The organism is Marinomonas sp. S3726, assembly GCF_000967665.1.
Lineage (GTDB): Bacteria > Pseudomonadota > Gammaproteobacteria > Pseudomonadales > Marinomonadaceae > Marinomonas.
In genome coordinates, this window is the sequence record NZ_JXYC01000004.1 from 311,436 (window position 1) to 329,315 (window position 17,880).

The following is a 17,880-nucleotide window of genomic DNA, read 5'->3' on the forward strand; positions in this document are numbered from 1 at the left end:
GCTAAACTTTATCATTCACTATTATAAAATTTATTCTTGTACATTTTTGGTTTATGTACAAGAATAAACTTATACAAAATGTTTAATTGTATAGATAGCTATCTGTTTTTGTACAACTTGATGGGTCTAGTGGAGAGGGCTATGTCTTTTGAAAGTGAAATACCTGTTATAAAAGAAGAAGCTGCGAGTCGTGAAACATCCGCTGAGTGTGTTGATGTTGCGATTATCGGAGCAGGGACATCAGGGTGTTTGATGGCGAACTTGTTGCAGGAAGCAGATATAAATTGTGTTTTGATTGAAAAAAGCCGTGGTCTAGGAGGGCGTTGTAGTCGCAGGCGTGTAACGGTTTCTGCGCCTTTATCGGCTTCTCCAAATAGTCTGTCTAACAAGAGCCCGAATAACGAACATCAAGTAAGCCTTGATATGGGGGCCGCGTCATTTTCGCCAGAATCTATTAAATATAAGGCCCTTGAAGATCGCATTCATACTTGGCAAGAAGCCGGTGTTTTGACCTCTTGGCGTTATCAGACTTGTCACTTTGGGTTCGAAGCCTTTGAGCACCTTGAAGAGCCAGCCTTCGAGCTGACTGCATTTCCTTCTATGAACACTTGGCACAAACATATGGCAACTGGGGTTAGACAAATTACCTCTTGCCGGGTCAGCCAAATTAATCAAATGAGTTCGGTATGGTACTTATACGATGAGGAGGGGGAGCTTATTGTGATGGCCAATAAGGTCGTTATCACCAGCCCTGCTGAGCAAGCCTTAGACTTGTTAACTGCCTCAGCATTATTTGAAAAATCAGCAGAATATCAAAGCGTTAAAACGGCTTCTGAGATGAGTTTGGGGCAGTATGTTTGTGCTATAGAAACCAATACTTTCTTTGATCACAGGGTTGGTGTGTATCAAGGTGGGCATGGCATTTTAGCGAAAGCGACTCGTTTATCTTATAAAAGCATTTTGCATGAGGCGGTCAATCATGCCACCGATAAAGATATCTGGATGCTAGAAAGCTGTCCTAAATGGGCCAAGGCACAAGAACAAGAGGGTGTTTCTCACGAAGAAGCTGCTTTAGAGATGGCCCAAGCCTTCTGTTTACAGTTTGCCATTCATGATCCTGTGCGTATTTTAACGTCCCATTACTGGCGTTTAGCTCGGCATAGGGTGGATTCAGATGAAAGCCTCTCTTACATTTTAGATACAGATTCCAATCTAGGGATTTGTGGAGACTGGTTAGATTCTGGTGACGTTGCAGGAGCCCTTAACAGTGCTCAAAGTCTTTTTAATGCTATGAATCAAGAACTTATAAATTCTGATCTAAATCAGCAAGAGGAGAGGATATGAGCACTTTCGAAGAGACTCTTAAAGCTGTCAATATTAAAAAAGTTGTCATCCTTGGCTGCTCTGGTGCCATAGGTAATGCCCTCGTTGAGGCGCTTATTAGCCGCTTTCCTGAGGCGAGTATTTATGGTTTTTCTCGTACTTCTCATTCTCACTCCTTTAGTGAAAAATCAGATAGATATCAAGAAGCTAGAATTGAATATGAGGATGAAGAGTCAATCGCGAAATGTGCTGCTTTGGCGGCAGAAACGGGCCCGCTTGATTTAGTCATAGTGGCGACTGGCATATTGCATCAAGGAGGGCTAATGCCAGAGAAATCATTGAAAGACTTATCGGCTGAAAAAATGACGGCGCTTTATCAAGCCAACTGCATTACGCCCACTCTTTTGGCCAAACATTTTATTCCGCAACTAAGTAAAAAGTCAGCCTCGGTTTTTGCCGCCTTATCAGCCAGAGTGGGCAGTATCTCTGATAATGCTTTAGGTGGCTGGTATGCTTATCGTGCTTCTAAATCTGCCCTTAATATGGTGATTAAAAATGCGGGCATTGAAACCGCAAGACGTAACAAGAGCGCCGTCATAGTGGGCTTGCATCCAGGCACAGTAGACAGTGATTTATCTAAGCCTTTTCAGGCCAATGTCCCTGCAGGTAAGCTCTTTCGACCTCTTGATTCAGCAAATTATTTATTGGACACCCTATTAGAGTTAACTCCCAGTCAAACGGGTAAATGCTTTGCTTGGGATGGTCAGGAGATAGCCCCATGAACAGACCTTTAGTGATTCATTGGTTTCGCCAAGACTTGCGTCTATCTGATAACCCTGCATTAATGGCAGCGGTTAACCAAGGAAACGTTCTGCCTATTTATATTCTTGATGATAAGAATGCTAACGAATGGGCGATGGGAGGAGCCAGCCGCTGGTGGTTACATCATTCTTTAACTGCGCTAGATACCACACTCGCTGGACGTTTAAACTTGTATAAGGGTGAGCCACTTCAGGTGCTGATAGCGCTTATTGAAAGGCTTGGTGTGACGCATGTGGTTTGGAATCGCTGTTATGAACCTTGGCGCATGCGACGAGATGAGAAGATTAAGCTGGCACTGAAAGAGAAGGGTATTCAAGTCGAAAGCTATAATGGGTCGCTTCTATGGGAGCCTTGGCAGATTAAAAAGCCGGACGGCACAGCATATAAAGTTTTCACACCTTTTTATCGTAAAGGTTGCTTAAAAGCTGAAATGCCAAGGGAGCCTTTACCCCGACCTGACAATAATGATGCTTATCTTGCTGATGATAACTGTCAGACCTTAGAGCGTTTAAACCTCTTGCCAAAAGTGGCTTGGGATGAGGCATTTAAAGGCCTGTGGCAGATAGGGGAAGACAAGGCGCAAAGTCAGTTTTTTCAGTTCCTAAAAGAAGGCTTAACCAATTATAAAGAAGGTCGTAATATCCCTTCAAAGTCTTTTGTGACACGCCTTTCTCCTCATATTCATTTTGGTGAGATCTCGCCAAATCAGCTCTGGTATGGGGCGCAAAGAGAAGCAGATAATGAGCACGTCGATCATTTTTGTAGTGAGCTTGGTTGGCGTGAATTCTCCTATAGCCAATTGTTTTCGAATCCAGACTTACCTACTCAAAACCTTCAACCTAAGTTTAATGACTTCCCTTGGTTGGCAGACGATGGAACCCATGAAGGCGCGTTACTCAGGGCTTGGCAACAAGGAAAAACAGGCATTCCCATGGTTGATGCTGGTATGCGAGAGCTATGGCAAACAGGTTATATGCATAACAGGGTACGCATGATTGTTGCTTCCTTTTTGGTTAAAAACTTGCGTATTCACTGGCATCACGGTGAGCGCTGGTTTTGGGATACTTTATTGGATGCGGATCTTGCCAACAACAGTGCCAGTTGGCAGTGGGTTGCAGGTTCTGGTGCAGATGCCGCCCCATACTTCAGGATATTTAACCCTGTGGTACAAGGGCAGAAATTTGATGGGGAAGGCGAGTATATTAAAAGGTTTGTACCCGAAATTTCCTTGTTACCGAAAAAGTACCTATTCTCCCCTTGGGAGGCTCCTGAACTCGTGTTGCAAGAGGCTGGCGTTAAATTGGGAGAGACTTACCCTCACCCTATCATTGATTTAAAAGCCTCCCGCGAAGCCGCATTAGAGGCATTCAAATCACTTAAATAAGCACTTTTTTACTCGGTTTTAGCTACCAAGTATCTTCATAGGAAGTGAGAGGGCTTCGTTATCGCCTTGGCCTAGCACATAAATAATGCTGGCTAGGGCAATCATGGTGCCCAGATACCAAACGATAGAGAAAATTTGCCCATACCTATCTAGCGGTAATAGCTGATTATGCTTGCGCATTTTCCATTCCATCATGATTTCACTACTACCGATCGCAAGCATAAGAGCCAGTAAGGCTAGGCCAAAGTAATAACTCGTCAGTACACCTAATGCCGCCCCAAGAATACATAATACCAAGCCCACCACAGAGTGCATGGAGAAGGTAATACTCTTCATAATATGCCCCCCATCTAATGGTAAAATAGGTAATAAATTGAAGAGGTTAAGTAGGGCATTATAAACCGCGAGCCCAGCAAACATTTCTATGCCAGTGAACCAGTAAATAACTAAGCTGGCTAAGGATAAGAGCAGACCGAAGAAAGGCCCCATTATGGCAATCACTACTTCTTGCCAGCGGGTGTTTATTTTATTTTCTGAGAGTGCCAAACCGCCCACAAAGGGGATTAGATAAATGCCTTTGGTTTTCATGCCAAAGTATTTCATTGCTCTAATATGGCCATATTCATGTACCACAAGACAGAGGATTAAACCCAGAGCAAAAGGCAGTGAAAACAGCCAAGAATAAGCGGCTAAACTACCCGCAACCAATAAGGCCTTGATGACCTTAACACTCTTAAATAATTTAAAGGCTAAGGACATTAAACCAAAGGGGCTAATCTTCTCTTTCGGCCCTTGCCTTTCTACAGGGACCTGTTTTTCGATATCGGACTGTTGTACACGGTTAGAGCTAACCATCTCTTGATTTACTTTGAGCTCGTACTCAAAACCAAAGGGTTGCCAATCTAACTGACATTTTAGTTCACATAGATACTCTGTCTCGCCATTTTGTAGGCTAAAGCTATGGTTCGACATAGGGTCTGGATCTGCACTGGCGTTTTTCTCTGAGACTAACTGATTATCCCAAAATAATGCCTGCCAACCAGATAAAGTGCCTTCTAATCTTAGCTCTTTGCCCAAACAATCTATACTGAGTAATTGCACTGCAATTGTCCTACATTTGTGTGATGAGGGCTCATTATCATCAAAAAATGCCGTGTGACAAGTTAGGGTATAAAACATTTGTTTCACAATTGTGGATTTATGTGAATTTACACATATTCGAGTGTTCAGTTTTTTATGCTCTTGTTACTATGATTGAGTGAAATGGACTCAACACAAACAATAAAAACTAAAGCCAGTTATGAATGACCCTTTTAGTAAATTAAAAACAGCCGTCTGGGTTTATGATATAGATAATTTCTGTATTTCTTGGGCGAATGAAAAAGCATTGGATCTTTGGGAAGCGGATAGTCCTGAAGAACTGCGCACACGAGATTTCAAAGTTGGCTCTTCGGATGCGGTAAGGTCTAGCTTATTAGACTACCAGCAGGCTTTTCGAAGGGGCGAAACACGAGGCGAATTTTGGACTTTTACGCCTAAAGATATCGTCAAAAAAGCCTTATTAATCATGAGCGGGCATGTGCTCAAAGATGGTCGTATGGCCATGCTGTGTGAAGCCCTTACCTTAGATCTGATCCCAGATATGGAGTTAGTTGGTTCGACTGTGATGATGTCGAGCTATCAGCTAGATGGCACCTTTATCAGTGCCAACCCACCTTTCAAAGAAGACATAGGTTCAGAAGACATTAGGTTGGATGAGTTGATTGTCATGGGCAGCAAACTGGCTCAAATTTACACCAGCTTAGAGTCCAGCGGTCAGTTCAAGGGCGATGTTTTATGTCGCCGCCAAGGGATGGAAGTCTGGTACCACCTAGACGCTACCTTGTCCTCGCAAGATGGTGTGAAAAAAATCCTAATCCATCAATACAATATTCATAACCGCAAGTTACAAGAAAGAGCTTTCGAAAAAGACTCCCATACAGACCTGCTGACTGGTTTATTAAACCGTCGAGGCCTGTTCGATCGCCTACAAAGTTATCGTGATGAGAAGAAACATTTTGCTATTTTTTACCTCGATCTAGATGGTTTTAAGATGATCAATGATTCATTTGGTCATGCTTGTGGTGATCAGGTGCTTAAATCTGTGTCTGCTCGCTTATCGGCAACCATATTTTCTAAAGGTCATGCTTGTCGTTTTGGTGGTGATGAGTTTATTTGGACCTGTGAACTGGATGAGTTGCCATTGCCTATCGATGTTTTAAGCGAGAAGCTCTTGAACGCTGTTTCTCATACCTTTTATGGTGAGTTTGGTGTGCCTATGGATGTGGCTGCCAGTGTCGGTTCGGCAATTTACCCACAAGACGGTATTACTACCCAAGAGATTATCAGTTGCGCCGATGCTGCCATGTATATGGCAAAACGAACGGGTAAGCGCCGTGCTGTTTGTTATCGTCCTGGTATGGAGAAAGAGAACAAGCGGCTGGGGATTCTGGCGCAGAACCTTTCTCAAGCCATTAAAAACCGTGAACTGAGTTTGCACTATCAGCCTATTTATCATGTTGGCACCAATAAAATAGATTCTTATGAAGCGCTTATTCGATGGCAGTGTGAGTCTCTAGGTTATATTTCGGCTGATGAGACAATACGTATCGCGGAATCCACCGGTCTGATACATAGCATAGAAAACTGGGTTATCAGGCAGGCCTTGCAAGATCTTAAAGAGTTCCGTGAGGGCTCAGATGACAGCATTCGCATGTCGATTAATATATCCGGTCTGCATCTCGCACAGGCTGATTTTGTTAGCAGTTTGGAAGAGAAGATCATTCAAGCTGGGCTTACGCCACAAGATGTGATTGTTGAGCTAACAGAGACGGCCTTATTAGATGGCATAGATGATGAAGACAGTAATGTTAATCAACTACATAAATTAGGTGTGGGTATTAGCATTGATGACTTTGGTACTGGCTACTCCTCTTTGGCTTACCTACATAAGATTCCCGCTGATGTGGTGAAAATTGATAAGTCTTTTGTCGAGCAAGTGGGGAAAGACAGCCGCACCATAGATTATATCCATCGACTTATTTCATCCCTAGGCAAGACCACTTTGGTGGAGGGAGTTGAAACCCAAGAGCAAAAAGAAATTGTTCAGGCTTTAGGTATTAATCTGCATCAAGGTTATTGGTTCTCTCGACCTCAGTCCCTTATGTTCTTTAAGAGCCAGCCCATTTCTCCAAGAGTGATAGAAATCGGCTAGCTGAGTGTCCTAGTCTGTTCCAGTTTTATCGCGGTGGCTTCTAGTTAAAGCCATCGCGTTTGATAATGGGGTAGGCTGTCGCGACAAGTAAAGAACAAATCCGCTGTAAATCTCGCAAGATATCCACATGAATTTGAGACGACTCTAAACTTGCTGAAATCTGTTCCCTTAGCCTTTGGGTATGTTGCTCTCGACACAAAATAATTTTGTTGCGATACACATGCTTAGCATCGACTAACTCATTAGCAAGCCCTGGATTTTGCGATACATAAACCGCTTGGGATAAACGGAATATCTCAAACAACTCTTCGAATAGGGCGTCCAGCTCTTGTTGCCCACTTTCGGAAAATGCTATGCCTGCCTTGTGCTTCTTACGGGCTAAGACCATTAGGCTGGCATCGACAATATCTCCCACATGCTCAAGGTTAGTGGCGAAATTAAAGGCATCTTGCCAGTTATTCTGAGCTTCCTTGGTGGACTTTAAATTCTCGATCGAAGACAAGTAATAGGTTACTTCACGGTGAATATGGTCGATATCATCATCTAGATTTTTCACCTTAGAGATGCCCTTAGCATTGTTAAAGGCCTCTGGAATACCTTCTAACATCTGAAAAGCAATATCAGCAATTCTCAGTGTTTCATTACGTACATTGGCCATGGCTCTAACTGGGTGGCCAATATCATCTTGTGATAAATAAACGGCGCTGACGGACTTAGTTTCTGTACTTGCCTCTGGCGCTGGGAAATAGCTTTCTAATGTACGGGCTAATAATGGCAAGCTGGCGAGGAAAAGCATGCCATTTAACATATTGATCGATAAGTGGAACACCATAGGTGAGCTTAAGCCCATCGCTTCTAATGAAATGAGTTGGCTAATTTCTAAGAAGTAAACGGCTAAGCCAATACACACCACACCAATGCGAATCACAAGGTTGCCGATAATAATTAAGCGGCCTTTTTGATTTAAACTCCAGCCTGAACTGAGTGCTGGCAGCGCACCACCCACATTGGCACCCAGTACCATCATGATGGACATATCCAGTGGGATAGCGCCAGAGCTTGCCAAGCTTGCCACAATCAAGATGACCGCCAAGCTGGAATGGACTATCCAAGTAAAGAGAGCGACCAAAAAGAGGGTTAGCGCGGCATCATGGCCCAGAATACTCAATAAAATATCCATGCCATTACCACTACGCATGCCCGCCGTTGCTTGTGACACTAGGCTTAAAGCAAGTAGTAACAGGCCAAGACCCATACAAATACGGCCCCAGTATTTGAATCGCCTTTTACTGGCGCGTTGGAAACTGATGTAACCAATTAATAATAAAAAGGGAGAGAAGAGTGATAAGTCATAACTTAGGATAAGCGCCATCAGGCTAGAGCCAATTTCGGCACCGACAACTAAGGAAAGAGCGGGAATAATACCGAGTGCGCTTGAGGCAACAAAACCTGCGGCAAGAAGTACAACTGCTGTTCCAGATTGCAGTGCGGCAGCTGATACAACACCTAACATCATGGCTTGAGGCCGGTTGCGTGTCATCAGACGTATCGCGTTTTCTAAGCGTCGTCCATAAGCACGTTCAAAGCCTGTCTTAACCATGCGTATTGCCCAAAGTAACAGTGCAATAGCGCCCGCTAGGTGTATTAGTTCATTCATTTATATCTTCCAGTCGTGAAAAAGTCTCCGAATAGCCACACATTAATCTTAAGTCGTGAGGGCGAAAATCCCCAAGTTTTAGCAAAAAAACAAGGTAAATCAGATAGTTTAGTTTCAAATTTATGCTTTTTAAGGTTTTCATTGTTTCGAACGAAAATCAATCTTAAATGTTACAAAATTGTTAAATTTACAAAAACCTGCCTTCAAAACGAAAATTAATTGTAACTAAACGAAAATAAATTTGATTTCATATGAGCTTTTTGATGATGATAATTGCAAGTTAAACAAAAAATGTTCGTTCGAAAGTAAATTATAGCTTTCATTTGAAACTAAAGTTAGGTAAAACATAAAACGGAATCAATTATTGCTTCTTTTTTGATCGATTTAGACCTTCTTGGTTAAACAGAAGTGTCATATTTGATTGTTAAATTTCGCCTCGAATTACAAAAATAAGCTCATACGAGGAGCCTTGTTATGCAAAAACGTAAATTATCTGCCCTGTTGTTAGGTGCATCTATTGCTAGTTCTGGTTTTGCTGCGACTGAAATTGAGTGGTGGCATGCCATGGGTGGCGCGCTTGGAGAAAAAGTTAACGAAATCGTTGCTGATTACAATGCCTCACAGGATGCTTTCAAAGTGAAAGCAACTTATAAAGGTAATTACTCTGAAACAATGACCTCAGCCATTGCGGCGTTTCGTGCTAAGCAACAGCCTGAATTGGTGCAGGTTTTCGAGGTAGGTACAGCAAGTATGATGGCGGCTGAAGGCGCTATTTACCCTGTACATAAGTTAATGCGTGATTCAGGACAAGCCTTTGACGGTTCCAAATACCTAAGTGCCGTGACGGGTTATTACACAGACAATGACGGTAATATGCTGTCTATGCCATTCAACAGTTCTACTCCTGTGCTTTATTACAACAAAGCTATGTTTGCTAAAGCCGGTGTTACACCGCCAAAGACTTGGGAAGAAATGCAAAGCGTAGGTGAGAAACTACTAGCATCTGGCGCTAAATGTGGTTTCACCACAGCATGGCAATCTTGGGTTCATTTAGAAAACATGAGTTCACGTCATAACCAACCTTTTGCAACCAAAGCAAACGGTTTTGGCGGCATGGACACTCGTCTAGCCTTTAACAGCCCTCTGCAAGTGAAGCACGTGAGCAAGATGGGTGAATGGCAGCAAAATGGCATCTTCAGCTACTCTGGTCGTCGTAACGATGGTGCAGCTAAGTTCTACAGCCAAGATTGTGCCATGTACACTGAATCTTCAGCGGGTTATGCGGGTATTAAGAAAAATGCCAAGTTCGACTTTGGTGTTGTTGAGTTGCCTTACTGGGCAAGTGAAGTGAAACAACCTTCTAACACCATTATCGGTGGCGCATCTTTATGGGTACTTAAAGGTCATAAGTCAGAAGAGTACAAGGGTGTTGCCTCTTTCCTAAACTACCTTTCATCTGCTGATGTACAAGCAGATTGGCACCAGTTTAGTGGTTACCTGCCTATCACGACAGCGGCTTACAATCTGACTAAGGGTGAAGGCTTTTATGCTAAAAACCTAGGTACAGAAGTTGCGGTACAACAAATGACAGTGGGCACACCAACTGAAAATACCAAAGGTTTACGTCTAGGTAACTTTATCCAGATCCGTGGTCTGATTGATGAAGCGCTAGAATCCGTTTGGAATGGTGAAGCCGATGCTCAATCTGCACTGGATAATGCAGTGAAACGCGGCAACATGATGTTGACTAAGTTTGAAAAAGCGAACAAATAATCAAGCTGAAAACGAGCTCTCTCGTTTGAATACCTGATTGTTATCGTAACAGCTCTCATCCTATTGTTTTAAAAGAATAGGATGAGAGCCACCGCTAAAACCGATTTCTGGAAACACCATGACTGTAACTTTCCCCCACAAAACCCTGCCTTGGCTTTTGGTCGCACCACAACTCTTGGTGACCTTAGTCTTCTTTTTATGGCCAGCAGGACAAGCCATAGAGCAAGCTTTCTATCAGGAAGATGCATTTGGCCTTAGTCGTGAATTTGTTGCGTTTGAAAACTTTATCGAGCTGCTACAAGACCCTTATTACTACAACTCCATTGGCGTAACATTTGTTTTTAGTATGGCTGTTGCCGTCAGTGGCTTATCGATTGCTTTAGTCTTAGCTACCATGGCTGATCGCATTATTCGTGGGCAAATGGTGTACCAAACTTTATTGATTTGGCCATATGCGGTAGCGCCTGCTTTGGCGGGTGTACTTTGGTGGATCCTCTTTGACCCAGCCCAAGGGCCGATTGCCCTTTGGCTTGAATACATGGGCATAGAGTGGGACCACTTTGTTAATGGTGGCGATGCCATGATCCTGGTTGTCATTGCCGCTACTTGGAAGCAAATCAGCTATAACTTCTTGTTTTTCCTTGCAGGATTACAAGCTATTCCGCGTTCTTTGATTGAAGCTGCTGCGATAGACGGTGCCGGTCCTGTAAGACGCTTCTGGGATATTGTTTTTCCTCTGTTATCGCCAACCGCTTTTTTCTTGCTGGTGATGAATATTGTGTATGCCTTCTTTGAAACCTTCGGTGTTATCGATGCCACCACAGCAGGTGGTCCAGGTCAGAGCACTAAGATATTGGTTTATAAGGTTTATGAAGACGGTTTTGTGGGTCTTGATTTAGGCGGCTCCGCTGCTCAGTCAGTTATTTTGATGATGATAGTTGGCCTAATGACAGTGGTTCAATTCCGCTTTATTGAACGCAAGGTACAGTATTAATGAAACAGTTTAAATTGATAACAGAACTGATGAGAAGCAAGCTAAGGAGACCAGTATGATAGAGAATCGCCCTTGGTTAACCTTTATTAGTCATAGCGTTTTGATTTTAGGCATTATTGCCGTCGCACTGCCTATTTGGGTTGCGATTGTTGCTTCGACTCACCCTGCTGAAGCTTTTGGTCAAGGTAGTGTGCCACTTTGGTTTGGTAACTATGCTACGGAAACTTGGCAGACTGTGCTCTTTAGTGCGGCAGGTAATGGGGTAGATGTCCCTGTTTGGAAAATGATGTTTAACTCGCTGGTCATGGCGATTGCAATCGCATTTGGTAAGATTGCTATCTCCTTGATATCGGCTTATGCGATTGTTTTCTTTCGCTTTCCGTTCAGGTCTTTATGTTTCTGGCTCATCTTTATGACCCTGATGCTACCTGTTGAAGTACGTATTCTGCCAACTTATGAAGTGGTTGCTAAGCTTAACTTGCTTAACTCTTACACAGGTTTAGCCTTACCTCTTATTGCCAGTGCAACGGCGACCTTCTTATTCAGACAAGCCTTTATGGCCATGCCTGGTGAATTGGTAGAAGCGGCCCGTATGGATGGAGCAGGTCCTGTTCGTTTTTTCTTTGACATCCTATTGCCACTGACTCGCACCAATATTGCGGCCTTGTTTGTCATCTTGTTTATCTATGGTTGGAACCAATACCTTTGGCCCTTGTTGATCACCACAGATGATGCTTATTACACCTTGGTGATGAGTATTAAACGTATGGTGTCGGTTGCAGATGGCGCAATCGAATGGAATAGCATTATGGCCACCACAATTTTAGCCATGTTACCCCCGGTTGCTGTCGTTATCGGCATGCAAAAAATGTTTGTTAAAGGTTTAGTTGATTCGGAGAAGTAAGCACCATGGCTGCAGTTGTTTTAAGTAAAGTGGGCAAAAAGTACCCAAATGGTTTTCATGCGATTCCAGCGGTCGACCTGGATATCAAAGATGGTGAATTTATTGTTTTAGTTGGGCCATCTGGTTGTGGTAAATCGACGCTATTACGCATGGTTGCGGGGCTTGAAACCATTACTAATGGTGAGTTGAGCATCAATGGCACTCGTATGAATGATAGAGAGCCTGCTGATCGTGATATTGCCATGGTATTTCAAAGTTATGCGCTTTATCCCCATATGACAGTGGCTGGTAATATGGGTTACGGCCTTAAAAACCGTGGCGTGGATAAAGGAAGCATAGAGAAAAAAGTAAATGAAGTTGCCAAGATGCTGGACTTGACTCATTTATTGGAACGTAAACCTAAGCAGCTGTCTGGTGGCCAAAGACAAAGGGTTGCCATGGGGCGTGCCATGGTGCGAGATCCACAGGTTTTCTTATTTGATGAGCCATTATCTAACTTAGATGCCAAACTTAGAGTGCAGATGCGAGTCGAAATTCGCCAATTGCAACGTAAGTTAGGAACAACGACCTTGTATGTGACCCATGATCAGGTTGAGGCTATGACCTTAGCAGATAGGCTGGTGGTACTGAATCAAGGCCATGCTGAGCAAATCGGTTCACCGCTTGAGTTGTATGAGCGCCCTGCAACCCCTTTTGTGGCGGCTTTTATTGGGTCTCCTGCTATGAACCTGTTTTCGGCGACGTTAGACTTAAATAACTTGATATTAGGCGAAAATGAAAGCGTTTTATTGAAAACTCAGCATGAATTCAATGGCCCAGTGACTTGGGGAATTCGTCCTGAGCATCTTGTTGTTTGCGAACAGGATGCGGATTTCAAAATGCGCGTAAAAGCAGTTGAATCTTTAGGGGCAGAAACCCTAATATATGGCGCCATTGATGGGGTGAACCAGGATCTAGTTTTGCGTTTGTCTGGCCCGCATCAACCTGAGATTAATAGTGAAATTTGCTTGCAAGCGCCACAGGATAAATGGCACTTGTTTGATGCAAATACTCAACAAAGACTCCCATAATTAGGTCGAGTTAGGCCTACTTTATAGGTCTGGATTTTATTTAGGAAAAAGAATAATGACATTTGAAACAAAAGTGATGGGACACAGAGGGGCAGCTAAGATTGCACCAGAGAATACCTTAGCAGCAATCAGCGCGGCAGCGAAAGCTGGTACCCAATGGGTTGAGATTGATGTCACTTTAGCGGCCGATGGCTTGGTTATCTATCATGATGACACCTTAGATCGCTGTTCAAACGGCACTGGCCTAGTAAAAGAAAAGACGTTAGCTGAGTTAAAAACCTTAGATACAGGTCGTTGGTTTGATGAAGCCTTTGCCAATGAAAGAATTCCTACCTTGGTTGAAGCCTTGGAACATATCCAAGCATTAGGTTTGTCTTTGAATCTTGAGATCAAGTATGAGCAAGAAGATGTAGACAGCATAGTACCTGCTGTTATGGCTACTTTGGCTGAACACTGGAAAGATAAGTCTAAACTATGTATTTCAAGCTTCAATGAAGCGGTATTAGTGCGAGTACGCAGCTTAGATGCGGATTTACGACTAGGACAGCTGTACGAAGACATTCCGGCTAACTGGTCTGAAACATTGGCTAACATCCAAGCCTTTAGCCTTAACTGTGACCATTCTTTACTTAAGAAAGAAACGGCACTGGCCATTAAAGAAGCAGGATATCTGCTCTTTTGTTACACAGCCAATGACCCAGAGCTTGTGGTAGACCACTGGTCGTGGGGCATGGATGCTGTCATTACCGATGATCCAAGCATCTTTTTTAATACCGGCATTAAATAACCAGCTGGCTGATAGCCACAAAGCGGAAAAATCTAATGAGTTTAAGTGAGCGTCAAAACCAAATTCTTAACTGGGTACAACAGGTTGATTATTTGTCGATTGAGACCCTAGTGGAACGTTTTGACGTTTCTTCTCAGACTATACGTAAGGATGTGAACCATCTGGCCGAATTACATCTGATTCGCCGTCAGCATGGGGGCATAACCTTGATGTCGACCGCTGAGAATCTGCCTTTTGATAACCGCCAATATTTAAATGGCAATGCAAAACAGAAAATTGCCAACACGTTAGTTGCTCAAATTCCTGATGGGGCCTCCTTGGTACTTGGTGTAGGAACCACAGTGGAATATGTGGCTAAAGCGTTAGCGAATCATAAGGACTTGCAAGTATTCACCAATAACCTAACGGTTGCTGGCATCTTGTGTGCTTATCCTAATATTCAGGTCAGAGTAGCTGGTGGCAAGATGCGTCATTCTCATCGGGATTTAGTTGGTGTAGAGACAATTGAGTTTCTACGTGAGTTCTATTTTGATTTCGGCATCATAGGTTGTGGTGGCCTTGACGAAGAAATGGGGGTGCTTGATTTTGACCCAGAAGAAGCGGCTATTAGTCGTGTCATCATAGAGCAAAGTCGACATAATGTGCTGGTCTGCGACCAACACAAATGGGGGCGTAAGGCGATGGCGAGAGTTCAGCCTTTTAGCTATATAAATCAATTCTTTACTGACTCAGTGAGCGCTGAACAAGCCGCTCTGTTAGCTCGTCATAATGTAGATTTAAACCTGATAGATTAGATAACTCATGCCTGATAAAAAGATAGTAAACCTTGAGCAATTAAGTAACACTCAGCTGGCTCCGATCAAATATATATTGACGGATGTAGACGACACCCTCACTTGGGAGTCCGACTTACCCACAGCAACTTATCAAGCGATGAGTGACCTAATTCAAGCAGGTTATGTCTTGATTCCAGTGACGGGTGGTTGTGCTGGCTGGTCTGATCTAATGGCGCGAATATGGCCTGTTTCAGGAGTGATAACAGAAGGCGGTGCTTGTTTTTTACAGAAACAGATTTCAGGAAAATTAGATTATCATTACTGGCATACTGCTGAAGAAATGCAGGCAAAAAAGCTGACGCTACTGTCTGAAGTAGAAGCCTTATTACCTAAATTCGCGCCTTTAAAGCTGGCGCAAGATCAAGCTTATCGCTTAACCGATGTGGCGGTTGATTACGCACAAGATCAGAATCCACCTTTACCAGAGCTTAGAGATGCCTTGCTTGCAAAGCTCTATGATCAGGGTATACAGGCTAAAGCGAGCTCGATTCATATAAATATCTGGCACGGTGATTATGATAAATTTGCCATGGCTGAAAGAGTGCTAAAACAGCACTATGGATTGAGTCATAAAGAGATGCTAGAGCAAGTTATCTATGTGGGTGATGCACCAAATGATGAGAGTATGTTTGCTCAATTCCCAATCAGTGTTGGTGTGGCGAATATAGGTAAGCATCTAGCTAATATGACACATCAACCTAGTTGGATCACCCATAACCCAGGCGGCCATGGTTTTGCTGAACTTGCTGCTAAGTTGTTGAATAAATAAATTTTTATAGATCAATTGCTGCTAGATCTCCCGTTTTAGAAAGCAAAAAGCCCATCACAAGGGGAACGAAGGGCTTTATGTTTTCTGCATCACGTTTGCGCATCACTTTTGTTTGTCAATCTGTATGAGCCTATGCGAAATTATGCCGCTTGAGTATCTAAGCTCGCATTCAAATCATCAAAACCACCCACATAGTCTTTGCCTTTAAAAATTTGAGGTACAGTGCGTACTTCTTTGCCAACCAGTGCTGACAGCGCATCTTGGGTAATGCCTTCATCATGAATATTTACATAACGGTAAGGCAAACCTTGCTCGTCTAAAAGCTGCTTAGCGCGACGGCAAAAACCACAATTATCATGACCAAAAATTGTATAACGAGACATAATCTATTCCTCTTAATCTTGTAAAACTGACTGTTTAATCTGAGTGCTTAGCAGTGCGTTTGGCCAGTGCTTAAGCGATGTAGTCATAATAGGGAATTAGAGTCGTTAGGTGAAATTAATTAAAACTAATTACGTGTTAGGTTTTAGCTATTTTGACTTGGTTTTTCTTTAATTGGCATAGAATCTTGCAAAGGTTAGTATTCACCTCATAAGAATCATTCTCAATTTCTTTTACTGTTTTCAGTCATGCTTTACTCTCACAAGGATTTTGCTTTGCCCGACTCCTCACCTCTCTCATCTCAACTTAATGTGTTTTTAAAGCAGGTCTTGCCACACGATGTGTTTGCTCACTTAATCGTGCTTGAGGTATCTGAAGAGTTTAGGGAAGAGTTGAGGGGCGAGTTAGTAAAACAAGGCATTGTGCTTAATGTGGCAGACGGAGCAGTGCTTAAGCGCCAGTGCGAGTATTTAGCGGGTCGTTTCTGTGCCAACGAAGGTTTGAAGCAGTTGGAGCACAAGTTTGCTATCGAGATAGCGAATAAAGAGGTTGCTACGGGTAAGAACCGAGAGCCCTTGTGGCCTCAAGGCGTGTTGGGTGCCATTAGTCACTCTAGTCGCTTTGCCATGGCTGTGTTGGTTCAAGATAAAGGTCGTTACCTAGGTATCGGAATCGATATTGAAGAAGAGATGACTGAGAGTTTGGCCCGTGATGTATCGGGTCAAATCATGACAGAGAAAGAAAAACGGCTGAATCATAAGCCTGATGACTTTGACAATAAAAGTTTTGTCACCTTGATTTTCTCAGCAAAAGAGTCGATTTTTAAAGCCTTGTATCTTAGTGTTGGCGAGTACTTTGGCTTTGAAGCCTGCGAGTTAATTAATTTTGATCCCATTGAAAAAAACTTAAAATTTCGCCTAGTTTCGTCTTTAAATCATGTTTGGAAAGCAGGTAAAGAGCTCAATGTGAGGTATTTTTCACTACCAATTGAGTTCGAAAAAATAACTGGTAGTCGAAGTTGGTTCACACTAGCTCTTTTCGATGGCAGGACTTGAAAGTTGAGAGAGAAGAAGCCTAATATTGTTATTAAACTTCATCTCCATAAGATTTAATTTACAACTGTTTAGTTGGCAGATCCTCAAGAATGTAGCTTACGATTGAGTCAATATATTTAGGCTCATCATTGGCATCATTCTTTGCGAATATAGTATTGAAGTTCCCGCCTACTGATTGGTCACTAACTGTGCCTGAGCGATTGTAATAACCTAATTGTTCACCATTACTAACTAAGCTTACATCTGCAAAATAGCTTAATTTCGCTAGAGCTGTTCCACCCCAAGAATAGATGCGCTCAATTCGAATATTCATTTTTACATCAACGCTATTTTTTGCATTAAGATCATTATCATTTAAATAATCTCTTACCTTGCTCCCTACGTACTGCTCAACTTCGGCATTAGACATGTAACCTGCACCAGTCGCTTTTATTTCGTTTTCGCTATTAATAGAAACTTGCACCTCTGAGTATTTAGCCGCTTCAGTTTCAAAGTAAGTTTGGCCAACATCAGTGTAGTTAACATTGGAACCACAAGCTGTTAATAATAAAGCTGTAGAGATTGCTGCGCATGTTTTAAACATTTAACTTCCTTATTTATATTACTTTTTTAAAAAACGCTTACTATGCGTAGCAATTTAATCTTCAATTGAATGAGATTCAACTCAATTTACGAAACGTTTCATTTCTCTAAATTAGTTATAACTAATTAATTTTGATAGTAGTTTAATGACTAATTGTGTTGTTTGTAGTTGCTGTGAAGGTAAGTTTTAGATTTGAGAATTTTGGATAACCTATGCCTTTAATAAAAAGTATTATCAATTGCTTTTGGATGTCAGACTGATTTAATATTGCGCGAATGATAATTATTAT

The 17,880-nt window shown here is 42.5% G+C and carries 16 protein-coding genes; 12 read left to right on the forward strand and 4 right to left on the reverse strand.

Annotation, left to right across the window (positions count from 1 at the left end):
• The first annotated feature begins 141 nt into the window (after window positions 1-141).
• Genes TW85_RS02630 through TW85_RS02640 form a run of 3 tightly spaced genes read left to right on the forward strand, consistent with a single transcriptional unit; the run spans window position 142 to window position 3,529 of the window.
• Window positions 142-1,344, forward strand: a complete 1,203-nt coding sequence (locus TW85_RS02630) for an NAD(P)-binding protein (RefSeq protein ID WP_046015520.1) — start codon at window positions 142-144, stop codon at window positions 1,342-1,344.
• The gene (locus TW85_RS02635) at window positions 1,341-2,105 is read left to right on the forward strand and encodes an SDR family NAD(P)-dependent oxidoreductase (protein WP_046015521.1); all 765 of its coding nucleotides are present in this window, start codon (window positions 1,341-1,343) and stop codon (window positions 2,103-2,105) included. Before TW85_RS02630 ends, TW85_RS02635 begins: the two co-directional genes overlap by 4 nt.
• A complete protein-coding gene (locus TW85_RS02640) occupies window positions 2,102-3,529 on the forward strand; it encodes a deoxyribodipyrimidine photo-lyase (protein WP_046015522.1) in 1,428 nt (475 codons plus the stop codon). The genes TW85_RS02635 and TW85_RS02640 overlap by 4 nt, the downstream gene beginning before the upstream one ends.
• Before the next feature lie 18 nt (window positions 3,530-3,547).
• On the opposite strand, the gene TW85_RS02645 is transcribed toward TW85_RS02640, so the two are convergent.
• On the reverse strand, window positions 3,548-4,630 hold the full coding sequence (locus tag TW85_RS02645; protein ID WP_046015523.1) for a site-2 protease family protein: 1,083 nt from the start codon (window positions 4,628-4,630) through the stop codon (window positions 3,548-3,550).
• A 199-nt stretch (window positions 4,631-4,829) separates the two neighbouring features.
• Here TW85_RS02645 and TW85_RS02650 point away from each other — a divergent pair, with 199 nt between their 5' ends.
• The gene (locus TW85_RS02650) at window positions 4,830-6,782 is read left to right on the forward strand and encodes a bifunctional diguanylate cyclase/phosphodiesterase (RefSeq protein WP_046015524.1); all 1,953 of its coding nucleotides are present in this window, start codon (window positions 4,830-4,832) and stop codon (window positions 6,780-6,782) included.
• A 40-nt stretch (window positions 6,783-6,822) separates the two neighbouring features.
• Here TW85_RS02650 and TW85_RS02655 read toward each other — a convergent pair whose 3' ends face one another.
• Window positions 6,823-8,439: a Na/Pi cotransporter family protein gene (locus TW85_RS02655; RefSeq protein ID WP_046015525.1), complete on the reverse strand. Its 1,617-nt coding sequence runs from the start codon at window positions 8,437-8,439 to the stop codon at window positions 6,823-6,825.
• Between the two features lie 474 nt (window positions 8,440-8,913).
• Between TW85_RS02655 and ugpB the strand changes: the two genes are divergently transcribed.
• The 7 genes from ugpB to TW85_RS02690 all read left to right on the forward strand — a co-directional run bounded on the left by ugpB (window position 8,914) and on the right by TW85_RS02690 (window position 15,572).
• On the forward strand, window positions 8,914-10,212 hold the full coding sequence (gene ugpB / locus TW85_RS02660; protein WP_046015526.1) for a sn-glycerol-3-phosphate ABC transporter substrate-binding protein UgpB: 1,299 nt from the start codon (window positions 8,914-8,916) through the stop codon (window positions 10,210-10,212).
• 118 nt (window positions 10,213-10,330) lie between these two features.
• Window positions 10,331-11,206, forward strand: coding sequence for a sn-glycerol-3-phosphate ABC transporter permease UgpA (gene ugpA, locus TW85_RS02665; RefSeq protein ID WP_046015527.1), 876 nt, complete (start codon window positions 10,331-10,333; stop codon window positions 11,204-11,206).
• Between the two features lie 55 nt (window positions 11,207-11,261).
• Window positions 11,262-12,110: a sn-glycerol-3-phosphate ABC transporter permease UgpE gene (ugpE, locus tag TW85_RS02670; RefSeq protein WP_046015528.1), complete on the forward strand. Its 849-nt coding sequence runs from the start codon at window positions 11,262-11,264 to the stop codon at window positions 12,108-12,110.
• 5 nt (window positions 12,111-12,115) lie between these two features.
• The gene (ugpC, locus tag TW85_RS02675) at window positions 12,116-13,180 is read left to right on the forward strand and encodes a sn-glycerol-3-phosphate ABC transporter ATP-binding protein UgpC (RefSeq protein WP_046015529.1); all 1,065 of its coding nucleotides are present in this window, start codon (window positions 12,116-12,118) and stop codon (window positions 13,178-13,180) included.
• 55 nt (window positions 13,181-13,235) lie between these two features.
• A complete protein-coding gene (locus TW85_RS02680) occupies window positions 13,236-13,967 on the forward strand; it encodes a glycerophosphoryl diester phosphodiesterase (protein WP_046015530.1) in 732 nt (243 codons plus the stop codon).
• 35 nt (window positions 13,968-14,002) lie between these two features.
• Entirely contained in the window at window positions 14,003-14,761 is a 759-nt protein-coding gene (locus TW85_RS02685) for a DeoR/GlpR family DNA-binding transcription regulator (protein ID WP_046015531.1), read from the forward strand.
• Between the two features lie 7 nt (window positions 14,762-14,768).
• Window positions 14,769-15,572: an HAD-IIB family hydrolase gene (locus TW85_RS02690; protein ID WP_046015532.1), complete on the forward strand. Its 804-nt coding sequence runs from the start codon at window positions 14,769-14,771 to the stop codon at window positions 15,570-15,572.
• A 140-nt stretch (window positions 15,573-15,712) separates the two neighbouring features.
• Here TW85_RS02690 and TW85_RS02695 read toward each other — a convergent pair whose 3' ends face one another.
• Complete coding sequence (locus TW85_RS02695; protein WP_046015533.1) at window positions 15,713-15,955, reverse strand: glutaredoxin domain-containing protein; 243 nt, start codon at window positions 15,953-15,955, stop codon at window positions 15,713-15,715.
• Between the two features lie 273 nt (window positions 15,956-16,228).
• On the opposite strand from TW85_RS02695, the gene TW85_RS02700 reads away from it, so the two are divergent.
• Window positions 16,229-17,008 (forward strand): 4'-phosphopantetheinyl transferase superfamily protein, encoded by a 780-nt coding sequence (locus TW85_RS02700; protein ID WP_162197489.1) that lies wholly within the window; start codon window positions 16,229-16,231, stop codon window positions 17,006-17,008.
• A gap of 58 nt (window positions 17,009-17,066) precedes the next feature.
• Here TW85_RS02700 and TW85_RS02705 read toward each other — a convergent pair whose 3' ends face one another.
• Window positions 17,067-17,591, reverse strand: a complete 525-nt coding sequence (locus TW85_RS02705) for a hypothetical protein (protein ID WP_046015534.1) — start codon at window positions 17,589-17,591, stop codon at window positions 17,067-17,069.
• Between the last annotated feature and the right edge of the window lie 289 nt (window positions 17,592-17,880).